Source organism: Streptomyces qinglanensis (assembly GCF_900111245.1).
Classification (GTDB): Bacteria; Actinomycetota; Actinomycetes; order Streptomycetales; family Streptomycetaceae; genus Streptomyces; species Streptomyces qinglanensis.
On sequence record NZ_FOGO01000004.1, the window covers coordinates 487,070 to 503,219 of the forward strand.

The following is a 16,150-nucleotide window of genomic DNA, read 5'->3' on the forward strand; positions in this document are numbered from 1 at the left end:
GATCCGGTGGCGGGACCCGCTTCTCAGGCGGCGTGCGGTGGCGGGAACAGCGACTCCACGGGCGGTACCTCCTTCGGCCGGTGGTTCCCCGGCTTGCATCCGGCGAACGGACCCGAGGGGTCCCGGAGACTGCTCATCACCGGTCCCAGGAAGTCCCGGTGCCAGGAAGCAGGGCCGGTCATGTCCGCGTCCGGGCCGGTCAGTGCGGCCCATGCCAGCCACAGACCGTGGAGCTGCGCGATCGCTTCGGGGTGTTCCCACCAGCGCGAGCACCAGGGAGCGGTGGAGGTGACTTCCCGGCCGTAGACCGGAAGCAGGACGTGGTGCGTCCACTGGGTCAGCCGCTGGAACTCCATCTGGTACTCCGGCCCGTCCTTGTAGAGGATGAACCGGGGCGTGGCGGACTTCTCCTCGGCACCGTCCGGCCGATCCACCGCGCTCCCCCCGCCGTCCTGGGCGTGGCTCAAGGTCTCGTCGTCCATGGACATTTCCGGTACTCCTGCTCCTGCGGTCACGGTCGGCTCCGGCAGTGCCGTCGAGAACACCACGTGCCGCGGCCGCGCCCGGTTCACCCGGTCCGGTCGGCTTCCGGCGGACCGTTGAACCGAACGCCGAGCGGATCCGTGACGTCGTCGAGCAGCCGGTGCCGACGACGCGGAGGACGTCCCCATGCCTGAGCCGACCGGTCCACGCCGTCTCCGGCCCCAGCGGTTGGCGCGGCAGTTGCTCGACGAGGAGCTACGGGCCAGCACGCGTGCGCGACAGCAGGAGTTCGCCGCACCTCCCGCCTGGGGACCGCTGCCCCGAGCGGCGGTACAGCACTCGGGCCCACCGCCGGCTCCGGGCTCGGCGGGACAGGCGACGGACGATGTCGCGGACGAACTGCTGCGCGTGCTGCGCGACATCTGGCTGCGCGTGCTGCGCTACCGGCCCGGACCGGCGCCGGCGGCCGGCGGGGGAGAGCACCACTTCGAACAGCCGCCTCCCACCCGGAGCCAGGAGGACTACCAGGCGCCATGGGCCGAGGCCCGGCAGTCCCCGGATCTCCAGGGGTACCAGTGGAACCCCGAACCCCCCGGCAGGCAGCAGTCCCTGGCAGCACCGGGCTCTGCCCAGGCGCCCGGATTCCCGCAGGCGCCGGGCTTCGCGCAGGGGCGCGGTCCCGCTGGGGCACCCCCCTTCGCCCAGCCGCCGCCGGGCTTCGCACCGCAGGGGCCCGGCTATCCGATGCCTCCTCCGGGCCAGGGCTTCGCGCCGCCGCCGCAACAGCGCGACGGGCAACGGCGCCTGATGAAGGAGCAGCCGGCAGACGGCGCCGTCTCGGCCCTCGAGCAGTACGGGAAGCTCCGCCCTGAGCAGCAAGCGGCTGTCCGGGCGGAGGTCTCGAAGCTCATCGACGGCAAGACCCGCTACCAGGTGGCCGCGAGCCGCAATCTGCTGCCCTTCAACGTCTCACTCGCGCAAGCGGCCCGCTCGTACGCGAAGAGCACCGAGGCGCCGCCGTCCGAACGGTCCTGGCTCTCCAGGCTGACGGCCCGGAAACCGGCGCAGCAGGGCGGCACCCGTGCCCGTACGGCCGAGGAGGGTGCGCCTGCGGTCCCCGGGGCCCGCATGGCCGCGCCACCGCGACTGCCCCAACTGCCGCACTATGCGGGCCAGACGCCGGTGGCGCCATCCCGTGCCCCTCTTCCGCAGGCGGCTCCGGGGCCCCGTACCGACAATGCCGCCACCCGTGCGGTGTCCCGGGCCGTGGCTCCCGACCGGGCGGACACCGCGGTGCGCCGGACCGGTCCGCCCGTACCGCCCAAACTGCCCGTCCCTCCTCCCAAGCTTCCGCTGGACGCGCCCGACACCGCACCCGGTCGGGCCCGGAACTCCTCGCCTGCGGGGAGTCCGGGGACGAGGCCGGTGAGTCCGGCTCAGAGCTCGGCCGATCCGACCGTCAGAACACCGGTCAGTCCCACCGTGAGTCCGGTGTCGCGGACCGTCTCGCCCAGCTTCAGCCCGGTCGTGGCCAACCAGTCGCTCGAGCACCACCTTCCCGGCGGCGAGGCGCGGGGGACAGGGACCCCGGCGCCCTCGCCGCCGTCGCCCTACCGTGCTCCCGCCGTGCAGCAGACCGGGACACCGAAGCGGGGTCCGTCGCGCAGCCGTTAGGAGTGCGGTGGACGCGACGGGCACGGCGGGTGCGGCGGGTGCGGTGGACGCGACGGGCTTCCTGTGCGGGTGGCCCGGCAGGTGAGGCGGCGGCACCTCACCTGCCGCCGCCCCGCCCCTTCCCGGTCGAGGCGGGTCTGCGACCGGTCACTTCGTCGCTTCGCGGGTCCACCGGAACCCGTCGTCGGACAGGCCGTGGGACGGGCCGCTGCCTGCGGGGCCGTCCGGAGTGACGTACCCGGCGCTCTCCGAGCGGTCCACGTCTCCCGGAGGGGCCTTCTCCAGGAACGCCGCCCCCTGGGCGTCTTCCGGCGCTGCCCAGCCGGAGGGCGGCGCCGGGCGGCCGATGTCCGACGGGTAGGGGGCGTCGTCGTATCCGTGGTCGCGCTCGTGGTCGTCCTCGTAGTTGGCGTAGTCGTCGTAGTCGTAGTCGTCCTCGTGGTCTTCCGCGCTGTGCTCGACTCCGACGCTCATTCCGGCGGGTGCGCCCCCGCCCGTCCCGCTGCCCGCCCAAGCCTGGGCCGCCCGCCGGGTGATGGCTTCGGCCTCCGCCTTGGCCGCGGCCGAGATGGCTCCCGCGCCCGGCTCCTTGAACCATGGACGCAGCCGGATGAGCGCCGGGCGGATACCGGTGGCCAGGAGCAGAGCCGTGCCCTTGGGCAACGCACGGATCTTGTCCGGGGGCAGGATGGGGTCCAGCCGGTAGGAGACCGAGTGGGAGCCGCCCTCCTTGCTGCGCGAGTAGGACGCGGTCTTCACGTCCTGCTGGCCGACGAGTTTGGAGACCTTGTCCACGAAGTCGGCGTCGTCCAGTCCTGCGCCCAGGAGCTTGACGGTGGCCGCGCTCCACAGCGCGTCCATGCCCGCCTCGCCCCACACCCGGGAGCCCTGCCGGTAACTCTGCAGCAGGGTCACCACGTTGATGCCGCGGGAGCCCAGGTGGCTGTAGAGGTCGGGCAGGTCGGAGATGCGGCAGACGTTGGCGGCCTCGTCCAGCACGGCCGTCATCGGCGGGTCGAGCCGGCCGCCCATCCGCTCGGCGGCGATCACTCCGGCACGCAGGGTGGCGTCCGCGAGTCCGGCGATGACGCCCGCGGCGGAGCCGCCGCCGTCCTTGGAGAGCAGGTAGAGCGTGTCGCGGCCCAGTACATGCTCGTGCGGACGGAACTCGGGCAGCTCCGGGTCGGGCTGCACCCAGGCGGCGATCTCGGGGTCGAGCAGGCAGGCCACACACTGCCGCGCCGTCTCGTAGATGCCGTCCCGGGTCTCGACGGCGCCGCGCACCGTGCCCTGGAGCTGCTCGGCCATGGCGATCATGTCGGCGTCGCGCAGCAGGTCCACGGGGGTGCGGTCGGCGGGGTCGGCGAGCCAGCCGAGCAGGTCGGTGACCGCGGCGCCGCCGCGCGCCGCGGCCAGGAACAGCGCGGTGAGGGTGTTCTGGGCGGCCGAGATCCAGAAGTCCTTCTTGGAGGCGTCGTCGTTGACGGACGCGACGAAGTGCCCTGCCAGCCGACGGGCGCCCTCGATGGTGTGGCAGTCGGCCAGGATGTCCCACCACATGCCCCGCGTGCTGTGGGCGATGCCCTGCGGGTCGAACGTCCAGACGACTCCGGTGCGTTCGCGTGCCGCCCGGGTGACCGCGTAGACATCGGACTTGTTGGAGGTCAGCAGCACCGCGCCGTTGGCCCGCAACACCCGGGGCACCGCGATGCCGGTGGACTTGCCGGCCCGCGGTGCCATCAGGTCCAGCTCCACGTCCTCGAAGGAGGAGCGCAGCTCGGGCCCGTCCGGCGCCAGATCGCCGAGCAGGTTGCCGGTCTGGTCCGGATGCAGTTCGGCCTGGTTCTTGAGCGAGGGCCGCAGCTCCCGGGCGCGCTTCTCGATCCCGGCGGGCAGCATGGCGGCCAGTTCCCGCCGCCCGGCCAGGCCCTTGGTCTGCGACCGGGAACGGTTGATCAGCCTCCACACAGGGACGACGACCGCGGCCGTGGCCGCCCCGAAGACCAGGACGATCCCGCAGTACACCGCGACGGGCGACGCCTGCGGCCACAGTGCCCCGGAGCCCTTGGTGAGCAGGGTGGCCAGCAGCGTGACGGAGAACGCCGGAGGGTGCCAGCCGGCGCCGTTGAGCGCGGCCCCGAGCGTCCCGCCGAGCCACACCCCGGCGGACGTCGTCAGGGCGAGCACCATCACGCCCACGATGGCCCAGGGCCACAGATCCCGGCCGTGCATGCCCCCTGCCGCGCTCGGGCTCGGATTCATGCGATCCTCCTGTCCGGCTCCGGCGGGGCCGCGGGCCCGGCCGCCGGATCCGGCGCAGCCGCGGGCTGCTGTTCGGTGCCGGTGCCCGGGCCGGGCTGCTCGGCGGGGGCGTCGTTCTGCACCCAGCGGACGTTGGTGTCGTGCAGCCGGCTCTCCGTCTCGGTGATCCCGACCTTGATCGGGAGACCGGGACGGCCGCCCACCTTGATCAGGAAGCGGCCGCGGCCGGGCGGCTCCTCGCGGTCCCCGGTCACGGCCCAGCCCGGGGGCGAGGACCAGGAGGAGACCAGTTCGATCTCCCGCTGGGACAGTCCGACGATCTTGCCCAGTTCCTCCATCTCCGCCCGCGGGAGTCCCGCGCAGACGACCATGCCCGCGCGCTCGACGAAGCCGCGGGCCTTGGCCCGGTCCGCGTCGGTGCCCAGCGACTCGGCGTCCTTGAGGGTGTGGGTGATCTTGGCGTCGCCCATGCCGAGCGTGCGGTTGAGGCGGGTGAGCGCGTCGATCCGGTCGACGATGCCGGTGGCCGCGCGCAGCGGCCGCCACAACTCGTCCAGCACGGTGAAGAACCAGCGCCGGGGCGTGAGTCCCTCGTCGGCCAGCGCGTGGGAAGCGGCCACCGATCCGAGCCCGTCCGACCACGCGGCGAGCATCGCCGCCGCCGTCAACTGGGTGTCCGCCTCCCCGATCCGGGAGATGTCGATGCACACCGCGGGTGCGTGCAGATCCACCCGGGTCGAGGTCTCCGAGGCGAAGGTGTCGCCCAGCGGACCGTCCAGGATGCCCAGCAGCGAACGGTGCAGCGGGTCGACCGCGTCCCGGTAGCGGGCCTCGTCCCCACGGTCCAGTGTCACCGCGCGGACCCGGTCCGGGCCCTCGCTGAGCACCCGCAGCACATCCGGCAGCAGCGGGGCCTGTCCCGGGCGGGTCCGCTCGCGCAGATGGTGCAGCACAGCCGAGAGAACGGCCTGCTCGTGGTCGTCCATCGGCCGCCCGCGCACGATGGTGATCAGCGCGGCCACCATGTTCAGCACCCGGCCGTGCGCCTCGGCCATCAACGCCTGCCCGGCCTTGCCGCCGATCCGGGCGGCGACGGCGCCCATGGCGCCCGGATCCAGCAGGTTGATGCCGCCGGTGCCCCGGCCGATGGAGATCACCTGACCGCCCAGGGCCCGCACCGTGTCCGCGTAGTCGGGCTTGAGGTCGCCCAGCACCAGCGGCACCACGCCGGTCGCGGACAGTCCGATCAGCATCCGGTTGACCAGCGTCGACTTCCCCAGGCCCGGCATGCCGAGCATGAACAGCGACGGGTTGGAGATGTAGCGCGCCCGGGTGAACCAGGAGAGCGGGTCGCCGCACACCGTCGCGCCCGTGTGCAGGTGCTGCCCCAACGGGACGCCCGTCATCGGCGCGCCCGAGCCCGCCGCGAACGGCCACAGCCCGCACGCCTGCACCGTCGTGGCCCGCCACATGGTGGGCGGGTCCATGCCGCCGACCTGCCCGCCGCCGGGGCCCGGCCAGCCGCGGGAGGGTGCGACGGGCTCCCGGCGGGGTGCCTTCTGCTTCGGCCGCTTCTGGCCGCCGCGCGGACTCACAGCGCCTCCCGCAGATCGCGCGGCACCAGGGTGAGCTCCCACGGCAGGATCCCGGTGGGCAGGGTGCAACTGAAGGCCGCTGCCTGCATCCGGTCCGCCGGGCGCATCGACAGCCGCGCCGCGCCCTGCAGGTTGCGCATGGTCGCGCTCACGTCGGCCAGGTCCTCCTCGTCGTCGACGGTGGCGGTGAGCATCAGCGAGAACTCCACCAGGCCGGCGCCGGTCGCCTCCTCCTGGGCCGTCTGCTCCGTCGCGCGCACCTCGGTGGCCGCACGCGCCTGCACCATGCCGCGCCCGGAGGTGGCCATGAACTGGGCGGCGCGCCGGTCGGCCTCCACGATCCGCGCCGAGGTCGCCGGGTCGATGGGCCGGTAGAGCAGTGCCACCCGCTTGCGGCGGGTGCCGGGGGAGGGCTCCAGCAGGCTGCGGAGCACGTTGGCCCGCACGGTGCCGCGCGGGGCCAGGGTGAGCATCCAGGTGCGGGAGACCCCGGAGTCGTGCTGGTAGGAGGCGACGTTCTCGACGCAGGCCGAGGGCCCGGCGTCCTCCCACTCCAGCCCGGTCCCGCCGTGCTGGGCGCGGATGTCGAGGACTTCGCCCGCGACGGCCGGGTCGTAGGCGACCCGTACCACCTCGGCGATCCGCTCGGCGGACAGCGGGTAGGCGACGCCGCCGCCCGCGCCGACGAGCCCGGAGAGCAGCCCCGGGATGCGGGTGGCCAGATCGGTGATCAGCTCGTCGTGCTTGAGCTTCTGCCCGGGGGGCAGGCCGTAGGTGAGGGTGATGTAGGTGTGCATCTCGGAGGACGCCTGCGGATACGACGCGACGACCTCCTCCATCACGGCCCGCGCGGCGGCCGGGGCGTCGGGAGCGAGCCGGGGCAGCACCTCGTTCGCGAGCCGGGTGCCCGAGTCCGGGGCCGTCTCGACGATGACCGAGGCGCCGCGCAGTCCCGTCTCGTGCGACAGCCGGGAGAGCCAGCCGCCCCACGACGCCACCCAGGTGTCCACCTGGTCCGGGTCCACCAGGGAACCGCCGTCGGGGTCGCAGCCCAGGACGATGGTGTAGAAGTTCCGGCTGCGGTGGAAGAGCACGCCGAAGTCCCGGTCGTAGGCGTCCCGGCCCTCGTGCATCTGCATCCGGCCCAGCAGCCCCGGCGGCTGGAAGCGCCCTTCCTGACGCCGGGACAGCGGCCCGGAGACGTAGGTTGTGGACCCCTTGGACTTGCGGCGCATCCAACCGATCCGCAGCGCGAGCAGTTGGTAGGCATTGCGCCCGTCCTGGGTCCGGATGATCAGCGGCACCAGCACGATGGTCAGCGGTACCAGGATCACGACCGCTGCCGACAGCGAGATCAGCGACGCCAGCAGGGTGACGACCAGTCCGCCGAAGACCCCGGCGGTGCCGAGCATGCCGAAGGGGCCGAGTCCCGGCCGTCTCGGCCTGCGCCAGTTCCCGTACGTCGGGCTCGACGCGGCTTGGGTTGACATGCGTTGCTTCCTTCCGTGTCCCTCTGGGTTCCGCCAGGCCCGCCGGGGCCCGCCGGGTCCGGCCGTGTCCCGGGGGTCCTCCGGTCCCGGTGGCGCCGGGTCCGAAGGTCCGCGGCGGGCCGGGTGCCGCCGGTCCCGCAGGTCCGGCGGCACCCGGCCGGGTGCGCCCTACTTGTTGTGGCCGAGGTCGGGGTTGGAGTCGTTCACCGCGCCGGTGAACAGTTGCCCCGTGCCCTTGGCGATGCCCTTGGCGGCCTCGCCGGCCGCCAGTGCGACACCCGCCGCCCCGGCGCCGCGGCTGATGGCCCCGCTCGGGCCCCCGCCGCTTCCGCCGCCGGACCCACCGCTGCCGCCGCCGCCGGAACCTCCGCCGCCGCGGGAGTTACGGCTGCCGGTGGGGCTTGTTCCGTCCCCGCCGCCGGAGCCCCCGCCGCCTCCGCCACCGGTCTTGGCCAGTGCGGCGGGCCCGGCTCTGCCCCCCGGTCCGGAACGGCCGCCGGATCCGGACTGCCCGCCGGGCCCGGAGGCGCCGGAGGGGCCGGACCGGGTGCTGGAACCGGAGTTGGAGCCGCCCCCGCCGCCGCCTCCGCCGGAGAGCCCGGCGGAGGCGATCGACTTCGCGCCGGTGGCGATGCCGCCACCGGCGGCGGAGGCCGCACCCGAGAAGGCGCTGCCACCGCCGAGCGCGGCTGTGGCGGGGACGATCAGCTTCAGCAACGCGGGCAGGGCGATCGCCGACAGCAGCATCACGCAAATGCCGGCGATCTTGATGTGGACCTTGTCGCTGGGATCCTTCACGGGCGCGTTTCCGGTGAGGAGTTCCGTCCCCGCGAAGATGACGAGGCCGGCCGCGGGTTTGTAGAGCAGCCAGGCGACCATCCAGCCGATGTGCTTGCGCCACCAGCCGCCACCCCAGTCGCTCATGGAGGCAGCGGCCGCCAGCGGCAGCGTGCCGAACAGCACGATCATCACCGCGAGCCTGATGTAGAGCAGAATCCCGTGGATGATGGCCGCGATGAGCAGCAGAAAGGCGAGGATCACGTAGAGGAACGCGGGAATGCCCTTCGAGGAACCGCACGCCATCGACTTCATCTGCGTCTTCATGGCGGTGGTGTACAGGTGTGAGGCGAACCCGTCGCCCACCGCGGCGGCGGCGCCCACGACCGCCGTTCCGCCGCCCGCCACCACGATCAGACGCAGCATGCCCCGCAGCGCGGTCTGCCCCGCATCACCACGGCGTTCCGCCGCCATCCGGATGCACGCGAAGAGCAGCGATCCGATGGCCGTGTAGACGACGAGCCAGTGCAACTGGCCCTGGACCGGGCTCGAGGCACTCGGCAGGAAGGTGGGGATGTTCTTCGTCAGTGACTGGAACGCGCCCAGGGCGCCCAGCATCACGAGGTCCCCGATGCCCCGCATGATGGTGCCGACCGGGTCGCCCAGGAACTTGAAGAAGCCGACCAGAGCGTCGAGCAGCGGATTTCCCGAACCACCGCAGACGTCACCCATCTCAGGCAGCCCCCCATCTGACGAATCCGCCGCTGCTCACGGTGGATTCCGATGCGGAGTAGAGGGTGCCGTCCGACTGCGGCTCGACCTTCCAGTCCCCGCCGCTCCACCGCATGGTGACCGTCGTCGCTCCCAGCCCTCCGCCGACGCCCTTGATGAGCAGACGGACCTGGACCCTGTCCCGGGTGTACGAGCCGACGAGGAATCCGGAGTACACCCCGGCATCCTCGCGGTCCAGATCCGGCCCGAGACCCGACCGCTGGGAGATGAAGGAGTCGCGTCCCTCTCCGGGCACGATCTGCTGCTCCGCGACCGTGCGCCAGTCGTCGGTGCCCATGTGCGTGAGGACTCCGTGCGCCGCCATGACGGCGCCCATGGGTGTGTGCGCGTAGCACCACCACACCGGTCCGTCGAAGCGGGTGGGCCCGACCGACGGGGAGGTCGGCACATGCATGCCGTCCAGGTTCTTCCACACCACATCCTCCGGTGCGGCGGTCGGCCGGGCGCTGCTCAGGCCGTTTCCGGGCTTCTCCTCGCCCGGCTCCTCCCCTTTCTTCTCCTGCTTTCCCTCTTCGTCCGCGTCCTTCATGTCCTGGTCCTCGGTGCGGCACCCGTGCGGGCGCTTGCCCGGAGGCAGCGGGTCGTCGCCTTCTGCACCGGGGGAAAGGGGGCCCTTCACCGCCTTGGGCACGGGTGTTGCGGCGTCAGCTCGGCCGTTGTCCGCCCCCGTGAGGTAGGAGAAGGTCGCCATGACGAGCGCTGTCCCCAGGAACACGGCCGAATAGACCCAACTGCGTTGCTTCCAGAAGGGGGCGTCGTCCGCCACCTCGTTCCGTTCACGGCCGAGCATCGCTCAGTTGCCGCCGCGAATGAGGAACCCGGCGGCGTCGCCGTCGCCGCTGTCGCCGAAGAGCCAGCTCGCGAAGGGACCCGCGGCCGCGATGAGGCAGCAGCCGGCCAGCACCATGCCCAGCCTGCTCATGTGTTCGGAGCTCTCGCCGCGCTTGAGGGAGATGCCCATCATCGCGCCGGTGATCACGATGCCCAGGACGCCGGCGGCGGTGCCGACCCACGCGGCCATGCCGAGCATCTGGTTGATCTTGCCACCGAGTCCGTCGGGCACTTCCCGCTCCGGCTGCGGAACGCCCGCCTCGGCCAGGTAGTAGTAGACCATCGACATCTTCATGGGGATTCCTTTGTCTTTGTCTGGTGACAGGGGACGGTCGGGGGAGACCCGACGGATTCAGGTGTTGTAGGGGCCGAACCACTCCACGATCGGACCCGCCGTCGTGGCGATGACCGAGGCGACGAGCACGATGAAGAGCCCCCGGAAATAGGTCGCGCCCTCGCCCATGTCTCCGCGGCGCAACTGGAGCGAGAGCTGGGTGCCGACGATGATCAGACCGAGCACCCCGGCCACCGAGGCGCCCCAGGCGAGCCAGTTGAGCAGCGCGTCTGCGTTCGCGGCCGTCTTCCCGGTCGGGCTGTAGGGCGGCACCGTCTCCGGGTCGAAGGGCGGCTCGTCGTCCAGCAGCCGGGTCAGTACGCTCATCGCTTCTTCTCTCGTCTTCCGGGGCGCTGGACCGCGCCCCCCGCCAACTCGGCGAGCAGGCGCACGGATTTGGGCAGCGCACCCGAGCGCTTCTCCCCCCGCCACGCCGGGATCCAGGGGACCCGGTGCACATCGGCCACCGAGCGCAGTACGCGGATCCGCTGCATGAGGTGGAGAGGGAGGCGTCCGGGCGCGTCGGCGACGAGCACCACCGCGAGCAGGTCGACGCCCGCCGGGTGCCGGCCCGAGTGCAGCGCCTCCAGGGCACGGGAGGCCGCCCGCAGCCCTGACGCGTGGGTGCGCGCCACCAGCAGCATCCGTCCGGGCTCGCCCTGCGCCGGGTCGGGCAGGCGGCGCTCCAGGTCGCTGCCGCCGACGAGTTCGGCGAGCGTGCTGGTGCCCGCCCCGCCGTGTGCGCCGACCCAGCTGACGGGCCCGCCGCCGGGAGCCGTCGCACGGGGGACCGCCGCCTGGCCCAGGCCGGGGCGCGGGGTCGCACGGGGCGCGGGGCGCTGCACCGCCGGATCCGGAGCCGCCGGCGACGCGGGCTGCGGCTGCCACTGCTGCGCCGGGTCAGCCGGAACCGGCTGACCGGGGTGCGGGTCGGTCGCCGGCGGGGGAGCCGACCCGGGAACGGGCGCGGGGTTCCGCCTGGGCGCGGGCGCGGCCGTCGGTTGCGGCTGGTAGGCGACCGCAGGGTCCGGCTGCTGCGCGGGTGCCGCCGCCTGGTCGGGCTGCGGTGCGGCCGGGCGCACCGCGTCGAGTGGCGCGGTGACCGCCGCGGCCGGATCCGGCACCGGGCCGGTCTGCGGGGCCGCCTCGGGGCGCGGAGCCGACGGCTCGGCCCGCTCCGGTGCCTCCTGCTCGGGCTGGGGCGCGGTCGGTCCGCGTACCCACATGTGCGGTCCGGCGGGTGTCTGCCCGGCGGACCCCGGTGGGGGGACGCTCATCGCGTGTCCAGCCTCCTCTCGTGCGACTGATGGCTCCTGTGGCTGCCGCAGGACTGCGGTGGGGTCGGAGTACTGGATGGTGAAGACGAATTGAACTGATTCGTCCTCGTTCCCGTTCCGAAGTGCGAGCGCGTTGTACTCCGTCGGAGAGCCACAACGGGACTTCGGCAAAAGTGGTTCACCGTTCTTGACACTCGGTGGCGAACGGTGGCGGTAGCGGTACGGAAGGGAGGAGGCAGCCGGTGAGCGAGAGCGGCGGAGCGTCCGGAAAGGCGGCCATGGTCGGCCTGGCCGGAACGGGCTGCGGCTGCCTGATGCTGCCTCCCGCGGCGGCGGGCATCGTGGTCCTGCTGATCATCTTCGGCGGGCTGGGCGTCCTCTTCGCCCCGATCATCGCGCTGATCCTGCTCTTCGGCGGCGGTGGCAGCGGAGCCGACAACCCGGAGGCCGACGTCGACGAGGACGCGGTCGCCGCGTCGGTCCAGGGCGACGGCAAGGGCGAGCTGGACGAGAAGACCGTCCCCGAGGACCTGGCCGAGACCATCCAGGACGCCGGTGACATCTGCGACGCCATCGGCCCGGTCGTCATCGCGGCGCAGATCGAGCACGAGTCGTCGTTCAACAAGGACATGCTCGGGCCGCACGGCGAGAAGGGCATCTCGCAACTCCCGCCGGAGAAGTTCGACGAGTTCGGCGAGGACGAGGACGACAACGACGAGACCTCGGCGACCGATCCCGAGGACTCGATCATGGCCCAGGGCCGTTACCTGTGCTCGCTCGCCAAGAGCGTCAAGCCGATCGTCGACAGCGGCAGAGCCCCCGAGGACGAGGGCGTCCTGGACCTGACACTCGCGGCCTACGAGGTGGGCCTGGAGGCCGTCCAGGAAGCCAACGGCGTTCCCGAGGACAGCAAGGCCCAGAGCTATGTCATCACCGTCCGGTCCCTCTTCCCGCGGTTCGAGGGGATCGGCGGCTCGGTCGCGCCCTCCGAGTTCCCCGACTACGACGTCCCCGACGCCTCGGAGTCCCCGTCGCCCGACCCCGATCAGAGCGGAGAGTGAGCCGCATGCCCGACACCACCGACGGCCCGGCGCACGGTCACCGCTCGGAACCGGGCGGCGACAGTGCTCCTCCGCTCCTCGCGGACCGCTTCGAGGCCCTCATCGCCCGCAACGGCAGCGTGGCGCTCAACGGGGAGCGCCTGCCGGTGGCGAGTGGGGAAGAGGTCCATGTCGCGGTCCTCGACGCGATACACCGCGCAGCCCAGGAGCGCGGCGAGCCGGTCGAGGCGACCGTTCTCGATCTGCGGGAGGGCGGATACGCGACCCATATCCGCGTCGCACCGGACGGGTCGAGCCAACTGGTGGAGCCGCAGGCGGAGGTGGCCGCGGGGGAGCCGTCCGCGACCGGCCCGGAGCCGTCCGGGGAGCCCGGTTCCGAGGCGGCCCAGGGCGGGCCCGAAGCGGCGGCCCCGCCCGCACCCGGTGGACCCGCGCCGGAATCAACGGCACCGGAAACGCGCGCTGTTGTATCCCCGCTGCCCGGCCCGGAGCCGGACGCGTCGGAACCCGTGGCCGGGCCCGCCGAACCGGTCGCCGGACCCACCGGGCCGATGGTCCCCGGTGAGCTGGCGGAGGCCGTGGCCCATATCAACCGGGCCGCGGCGGACGGCGAGGCGCAGCGCGCGATGGTGCTCGCGTTCCGGCTGCGGGAGCACGCGGTGCGCAGCTACGGAGAGGAGCACCCCTACGCCCTGGAGGCCCGTGATCTGGAGGCGTTCGTCGCCCGCCAGGGCGGCAACTACGGGAAGGCGGCGGGGGCCTATCTGGAGCTCACCCGGATCTGCCACCAGCAGGGCGACCACCGTGCGTACGGGTATCTGCGGCGCGCGGTCGGCAACTGGTATCTGCTCGCGGACCCGAAGAAGGTGCTGACGCTCGGGCAGGCGCTGCTCGAAGCATGGTCGCTGCTCGCGGCGCAGGGGGGACCTGCGGCGGACGACACGACGCTGCCGCGCCATATGCGGCTGCGGATGGACGCGTTGGCGGACACCGCGGGCAGGCCGACGTGACGACCGGGTGCCCGATGTCCGAGGTCTGACATGTCTTCAGGCCGGGGAAGGCCGCACGGTCCCGAGGGCGACACAGTTCACAACGGGCGGAGAGGAGACCGCTGACCAGCAACATCAATATTCGATTGACGGCGAGGGCTGCCCTTTGAGGGCGGCCCCGCCGCCGACGTGTGTGACCGGCGTCACGCAATCCCTCCGATCTGTCGTGAACTTCCGCCGCAGGGTGCGCATCTAATCCCTCGTAAAGCACGGAAGACACTGGTTTAGCGGGAAAAGACTGTCTACGCCCAATTTGTACTGCGCTGTGCGCATTTCACGGAAGGGCGAACGGTCGTCAACGGCATGTGGACCTTCCCTCGCGACTCTCTGCCATGTGAGGGGGCCGCTGTGCGTGTCCCGGGGCCGGTCCGTCGTCGTCGGCGGCATGATTCGAGGGGTTGGAACCGTGAGTTGGATCGTCTTGGGGTCTGAGGGCGCGGCCAGCGCCCAGGAGCGGGCGATGCGCTCGCTCTACGAGCAGCACGCTCGGCCGTTACAGGGTTATGTGCTGCAGTTGCTCGGTGGTGACGTGCAGCGCGCCGAGGACGTCGTCCAGGAGACGCTGCTGCGCTGCTGGCGCAATCAGCAACTCGTCGGCTCGGGGCAGGACCTGCGTCCTTGGTTGTTCAAGGTGGCGCGCAACCTCGTCATCGACGACTACCGCCTGCGCCGGGCCCGCCCCAAGGAGGTCGACGGTGCCGCCTGGTTGGAGGACGTGCTCTCCGAGGCCGACGATGTCGACCAGGTGCTCTCCTCGCTGGTCCTGGTCGAGGCGTTCCGGACGCTGTCGCACGCGCACCGCGAGGTGCTGTACGAGACGTACTACACCGGAAGGTCGACCCGTGAGGTCTCCCATGTGCTCGGCATACCCCCGGGCACGGTGAAGTCGCGGCTCTACCACGCGGTGCGGAAGCTGCGGCTGGCCCTGGACGTTCCCGGGGCGGTGGCGGAGAAGCCCGCCGCCCCGGCGAAGTAGCCGGTGGTCGGGGTGCAGGGGAGATCCGTCCCCGACTCGCCGTGCGGCGCCGGACATGGAGCCGGTGCCGCACGGCCGGGCGGACCCCGGAGGGATGCCGCGGAGTGGGCCCCGGCGCACGCCGAGGCGCTGTCCGGCGTGGGACAGCGCCTCGTGCAGGCAGTTGCGGAGCGTGTTCAGCCGATGTGTGCGTCGGTGGCCAGCGCGGTGACCTCCAGCCGGCCGTGGTCCACCCAGGAGGGGAACTTCAACGTCTTGTGCGTGGTGTTGGCCGGCGGTGTGACCTGAAGGTACGCGGCGTCCCGGGCGTCGGACGTCCCGGTGTTGGCGTGCGTCCAGGAGATCACGGCCGCCACGCTCGCGCCGTCCTCGAGTGCGATCGTCTTCTTGCCGGGGTCCTTCGCGTACCAGGTGTCGCCCCAGTGCACGGACGAGCTGAGCGTCCGGTGGCCGGAGTCCTCCAGGCCGAGGCCGGGGTAGCCACGCAGGTTGCAGGTGTGACCGCTGGTGTTCTTCAGCTTGAGGACGACGCCTTCATGGTTCATCCCCCCGCCGAGCTTCTGTCCGAAGGAGGCGGTCAGCCCCGAGGTGCTGCAGGTGGGCGCGCTGCTTGCCGCCTGGCCGCCGAGCGCCTGGCTGCCGAGCGCCTGGGCTGCTCCCGCACCGGCGAGGCCGAGGCCCGCGGCGGCTGCGACGGCCAGCCCCGCGGCGCCGAAGCGCTGTGCCGCCCGTCCGCGTGCCGTGCTGTTGCGGTGCTGCTCAGTCATGTCGGGTATTCCCCTCTCAATCGGGGTGCATGGCCGGTTTACGGAAGATGTGATGCGCTCACGCCGCGAAAAGTTCACCGGATGGCCCGACGTGCCATGTGACGCCGGTCACGCCGATGTTCACGTCGTTGCGGAGTGCTCGTCCGGAAGCCCGCCCGACGTCGTCCGGCTGTGCCGCGCGGAGCAGGGTGTTCCCCCGCGTCCCTTGCGCTCCCGCTGATCTCGTCGGCGGTTCCCCGTCGCGGTGGCTGCCTGCCGCCCGCTGCGTGTCGCTCTGGCTCTGGGGGGGGGGAGGAATGTTCGCCGGTGGGGCTCCCCGGAGCCGCGGGGATCCGGCGTTCCGGGGTCCTGGCGGTGCACGTCGCAGACCGGGGAGGGGGCGGAGGCGGTCCGACGCGGGCGGGTGCCCTCGCGGCGGTGCCCCCGGCCGTCCGGTGCAAGCGGGCCGGGGGCACCTGGTGCCTGAAAGGCTCCCGGCCGGGCCAACAGCCGGGTGGGCGCGCTCCGGAGGATCCGCCTTTCTGTGGGGTTGCGTGTCGCATTTCGTGGTGCATTTCGGAGTGCGCTCCGCTGAAGCATCCGCCCTTCCGCAGTGCTCCAGTGGATTTCCATTCAGTGGTCACGAGGCCGGTGCCTGCAAGAGAAGCGGTGAATAACCCCCCGAGGGAGCGGAACGGATGCGTCGGGGGCGCATGACCTGGGCAGGGGGCGCATCGCCGCGCTGTCGTCCCCGGAAGCGGAATGCCCGCCGCCCGCGTCACGGAATCCGAACAGCGGAGGAA

The 16,150-nt window shown here is 72.4% G+C and carries 14 protein-coding genes; 4 read left to right on the forward strand and 10 right to left on the reverse strand.

Annotated elements, in window-relative coordinates:
* Positions 1-23 precede the first annotated feature (23 nt).
* Positions 24-482, reverse strand: a complete 459-nt coding sequence (locus BMX65_RS11970; protein ID WP_079171854.1) for a DUF4913 domain-containing protein — start codon at positions 480-482, stop codon at positions 24-26.
* Positions 483-669: 187 nt separating this feature from the next.
* Here BMX65_RS11970 and BMX65_RS11975 point away from each other — a divergent pair, with 187 nt between their 5' ends.
* Positions 670-2,157: a hypothetical protein gene (locus tag BMX65_RS11975; RefSeq protein ID WP_143081836.1), complete on the forward strand. Its 1,488-nt coding sequence runs from the start codon at positions 670-672 to the stop codon at positions 2,155-2,157.
* 147 nt (positions 2,158-2,304) lie between these two features.
* Here BMX65_RS11975 and BMX65_RS11980 read toward each other — a convergent pair whose 3' ends face one another.
* The 8 genes from BMX65_RS11980 to BMX65_RS34140 all read right to left on the reverse strand — a co-directional run bounded on the left by BMX65_RS11980 (position 2,305) and on the right by BMX65_RS34140 (position 11,515).
* Entirely contained in the window at positions 2,305-4,419 is a 2,115-nt protein-coding gene (locus tag BMX65_RS11980; protein WP_239502004.1) for a type IV secretory system conjugative DNA transfer family protein, read from the reverse strand.
* The gene (locus BMX65_RS11985; RefSeq protein WP_079171855.1) at positions 4,416-5,891 is read right to left on the reverse strand and encodes an ATP/GTP-binding protein; all 1,476 of its coding nucleotides are present in this window, start codon (positions 5,889-5,891) and stop codon (positions 4,416-4,418) included. The genes BMX65_RS11980 and BMX65_RS11985 overlap by 4 nt, the downstream gene beginning before the upstream one ends.
* 119 nt (positions 5,892-6,010) lie before the next feature.
* Positions 6,011-7,504: an SCO6880 family protein gene (locus BMX65_RS11990; protein WP_075000180.1), complete on the reverse strand. Its 1,494-nt coding sequence runs from the start codon at positions 7,502-7,504 to the stop codon at positions 6,011-6,013.
* Positions 7,505-7,672: 168 nt separating this feature from the next.
* On the reverse strand, positions 7,673-9,013 hold the full coding sequence (locus BMX65_RS32820) for a TrbL/VirB6 family protein (protein WP_075000181.1): 1,341 nt from the start codon (positions 9,011-9,013) through the stop codon (positions 7,673-7,675).
* 1 nt (position 9,014) lies between these two features.
* Positions 9,015-9,863 (reverse strand): DUF8175 domain-containg protein, encoded by an 849-nt coding sequence (locus BMX65_RS12000; RefSeq protein ID WP_075000182.1) that lies wholly within the window; start codon positions 9,861-9,863, stop codon positions 9,015-9,017.
* Positions 9,864-9,866: 3 nt separating this feature from the next.
* A complete protein-coding gene (locus BMX65_RS12005) occupies positions 9,867-10,199 on the reverse strand; it encodes a hypothetical protein (RefSeq protein WP_075000183.1) in 333 nt (110 codons plus the stop codon).
* Between the two features lie 57 nt (positions 10,200-10,256).
* Positions 10,257-10,565 (reverse strand): hypothetical protein, encoded by a 309-nt coding sequence (locus BMX65_RS12010; RefSeq protein ID WP_079171836.1) that lies wholly within the window; start codon positions 10,563-10,565, stop codon positions 10,257-10,259.
* Positions 10,562-11,515 carry a DUF6668 family protein gene (locus BMX65_RS34140; protein WP_143081837.1) on the reverse strand — a complete coding sequence of 318 codons (954 nt, stop codon included), beginning with the start codon at positions 11,513-11,515 and terminating at the stop codon, positions 10,562-10,564. The genes BMX65_RS12010 and BMX65_RS34140 overlap by 4 nt, the downstream gene beginning before the upstream one ends.
* Positions 11,516-11,757: 242 nt before the next feature.
* On the opposite strand from BMX65_RS34140, the gene BMX65_RS12020 reads away from it, so the two are divergent.
* The 3 genes from BMX65_RS12020 (at position 11,758) to BMX65_RS12030 (ending at position 14,601) form a co-directional block, all read left to right on the forward strand.
* Complete coding sequence (locus BMX65_RS12020; protein WP_075000185.1) at positions 11,758-12,576, forward strand: transglycosylase SLT domain-containing protein; 819 nt, start codon at positions 11,758-11,760, stop codon at positions 12,574-12,576.
* A 5-nt stretch (positions 12,577-12,581) separates the two neighbouring features.
* A complete protein-coding gene (locus tag BMX65_RS32060; RefSeq protein WP_075000186.1) occupies positions 12,582-13,586 on the forward strand; it encodes a hypothetical protein in 1,005 nt (334 codons plus the stop codon).
* Positions 13,587-14,031: 445 nt separating this feature from the next.
* Positions 14,032-14,601, forward strand: a complete 570-nt coding sequence (locus BMX65_RS12030; protein WP_239502003.1) for a sigma-70 family RNA polymerase sigma factor — start codon at positions 14,032-14,034, stop codon at positions 14,599-14,601.
* A 176-nt stretch (positions 14,602-14,777) separates the two neighbouring features.
* On the opposite strand, the gene BMX65_RS12035 is transcribed toward BMX65_RS12030, so the two are convergent.
* Entirely contained in the window at positions 14,778-15,368 is a 591-nt protein-coding gene (locus BMX65_RS12035; protein ID WP_075000188.1) for a DUF4232 domain-containing protein, read from the reverse strand.
* Between the last annotated feature and the right edge of the window lie 782 nt (positions 15,369-16,150).

Coding starts and splice junctions, on each gene's coding strand:
- BMX65_RS12000 (WP_075000182.1), bottom strand. CDS start 9,863: ATGCTCGGCCGTGAACGGAACGAGGTGGCGGACGACGCCCCCTTCTGG.
- BMX65_RS11980 (WP_239502004.1), bottom strand. CDS start 4,419: ATGAATCCGAGCCCGAGCGCGGCAGGGGGCATGCACGGCCGGGATCTG.
- BMX65_RS34140 (WP_143081837.1), bottom strand. CDS start 11,515: ATGAGCGTCCCCCCACCGGGGTCCGCCGGGCAGACACCCGCCGGACCG.
- BMX65_RS11970 (WP_079171854.1), bottom strand. CDS start 482: ATGGACGACGAGACCTTGAGCCACGCCCAGGACGGCGGGGGGAGCGCG.
- BMX65_RS11975 (WP_143081836.1), top strand. CDS start 670: ATGCCTGAGCCGACCGGTCCACGCCGTCTCCGGCCCCAGCGGTTGGCG.
- BMX65_RS11990 (WP_075000180.1), bottom strand. CDS start 7,504: ATGTCAACCCAAGCCGCGTCGAGCCCGACGTACGGGAACTGGCGCAGG.
- BMX65_RS32060 (WP_075000186.1), top strand. CDS start 12,582: ATGCCCGACACCACCGACGGCCCGGCGCACGGTCACCGCTCGGAACCG.
- BMX65_RS32820 (WP_075000181.1), bottom strand. CDS start 9,013: ATGGGTGACGTCTGCGGTGGTTCGGGAAATCCGCTGCTCGACGCTCTG.
- BMX65_RS12035 (WP_075000188.1), bottom strand. CDS start 15,368: ATGACTGAGCAGCACCGCAACAGCACGGCACGCGGACGGGCGGCACAG.
- BMX65_RS11985 (WP_079171855.1), bottom strand. CDS start 5,891: ATGTGGCGGGCCACGACGGTGCAGGCGTGCGGGCTGTGGCCGTTCGCG.
- BMX65_RS12005 (WP_075000183.1), bottom strand. CDS start 10,199: ATGAAGATGTCGATGGTCTACTACTACCTGGCCGAGGCGGGCGTTCCG.
- BMX65_RS12010 (WP_079171836.1), bottom strand. CDS start 10,565: ATGAGCGTACTGACCCGGCTGCTGGACGACGAGCCGCCCTTCGACCCG.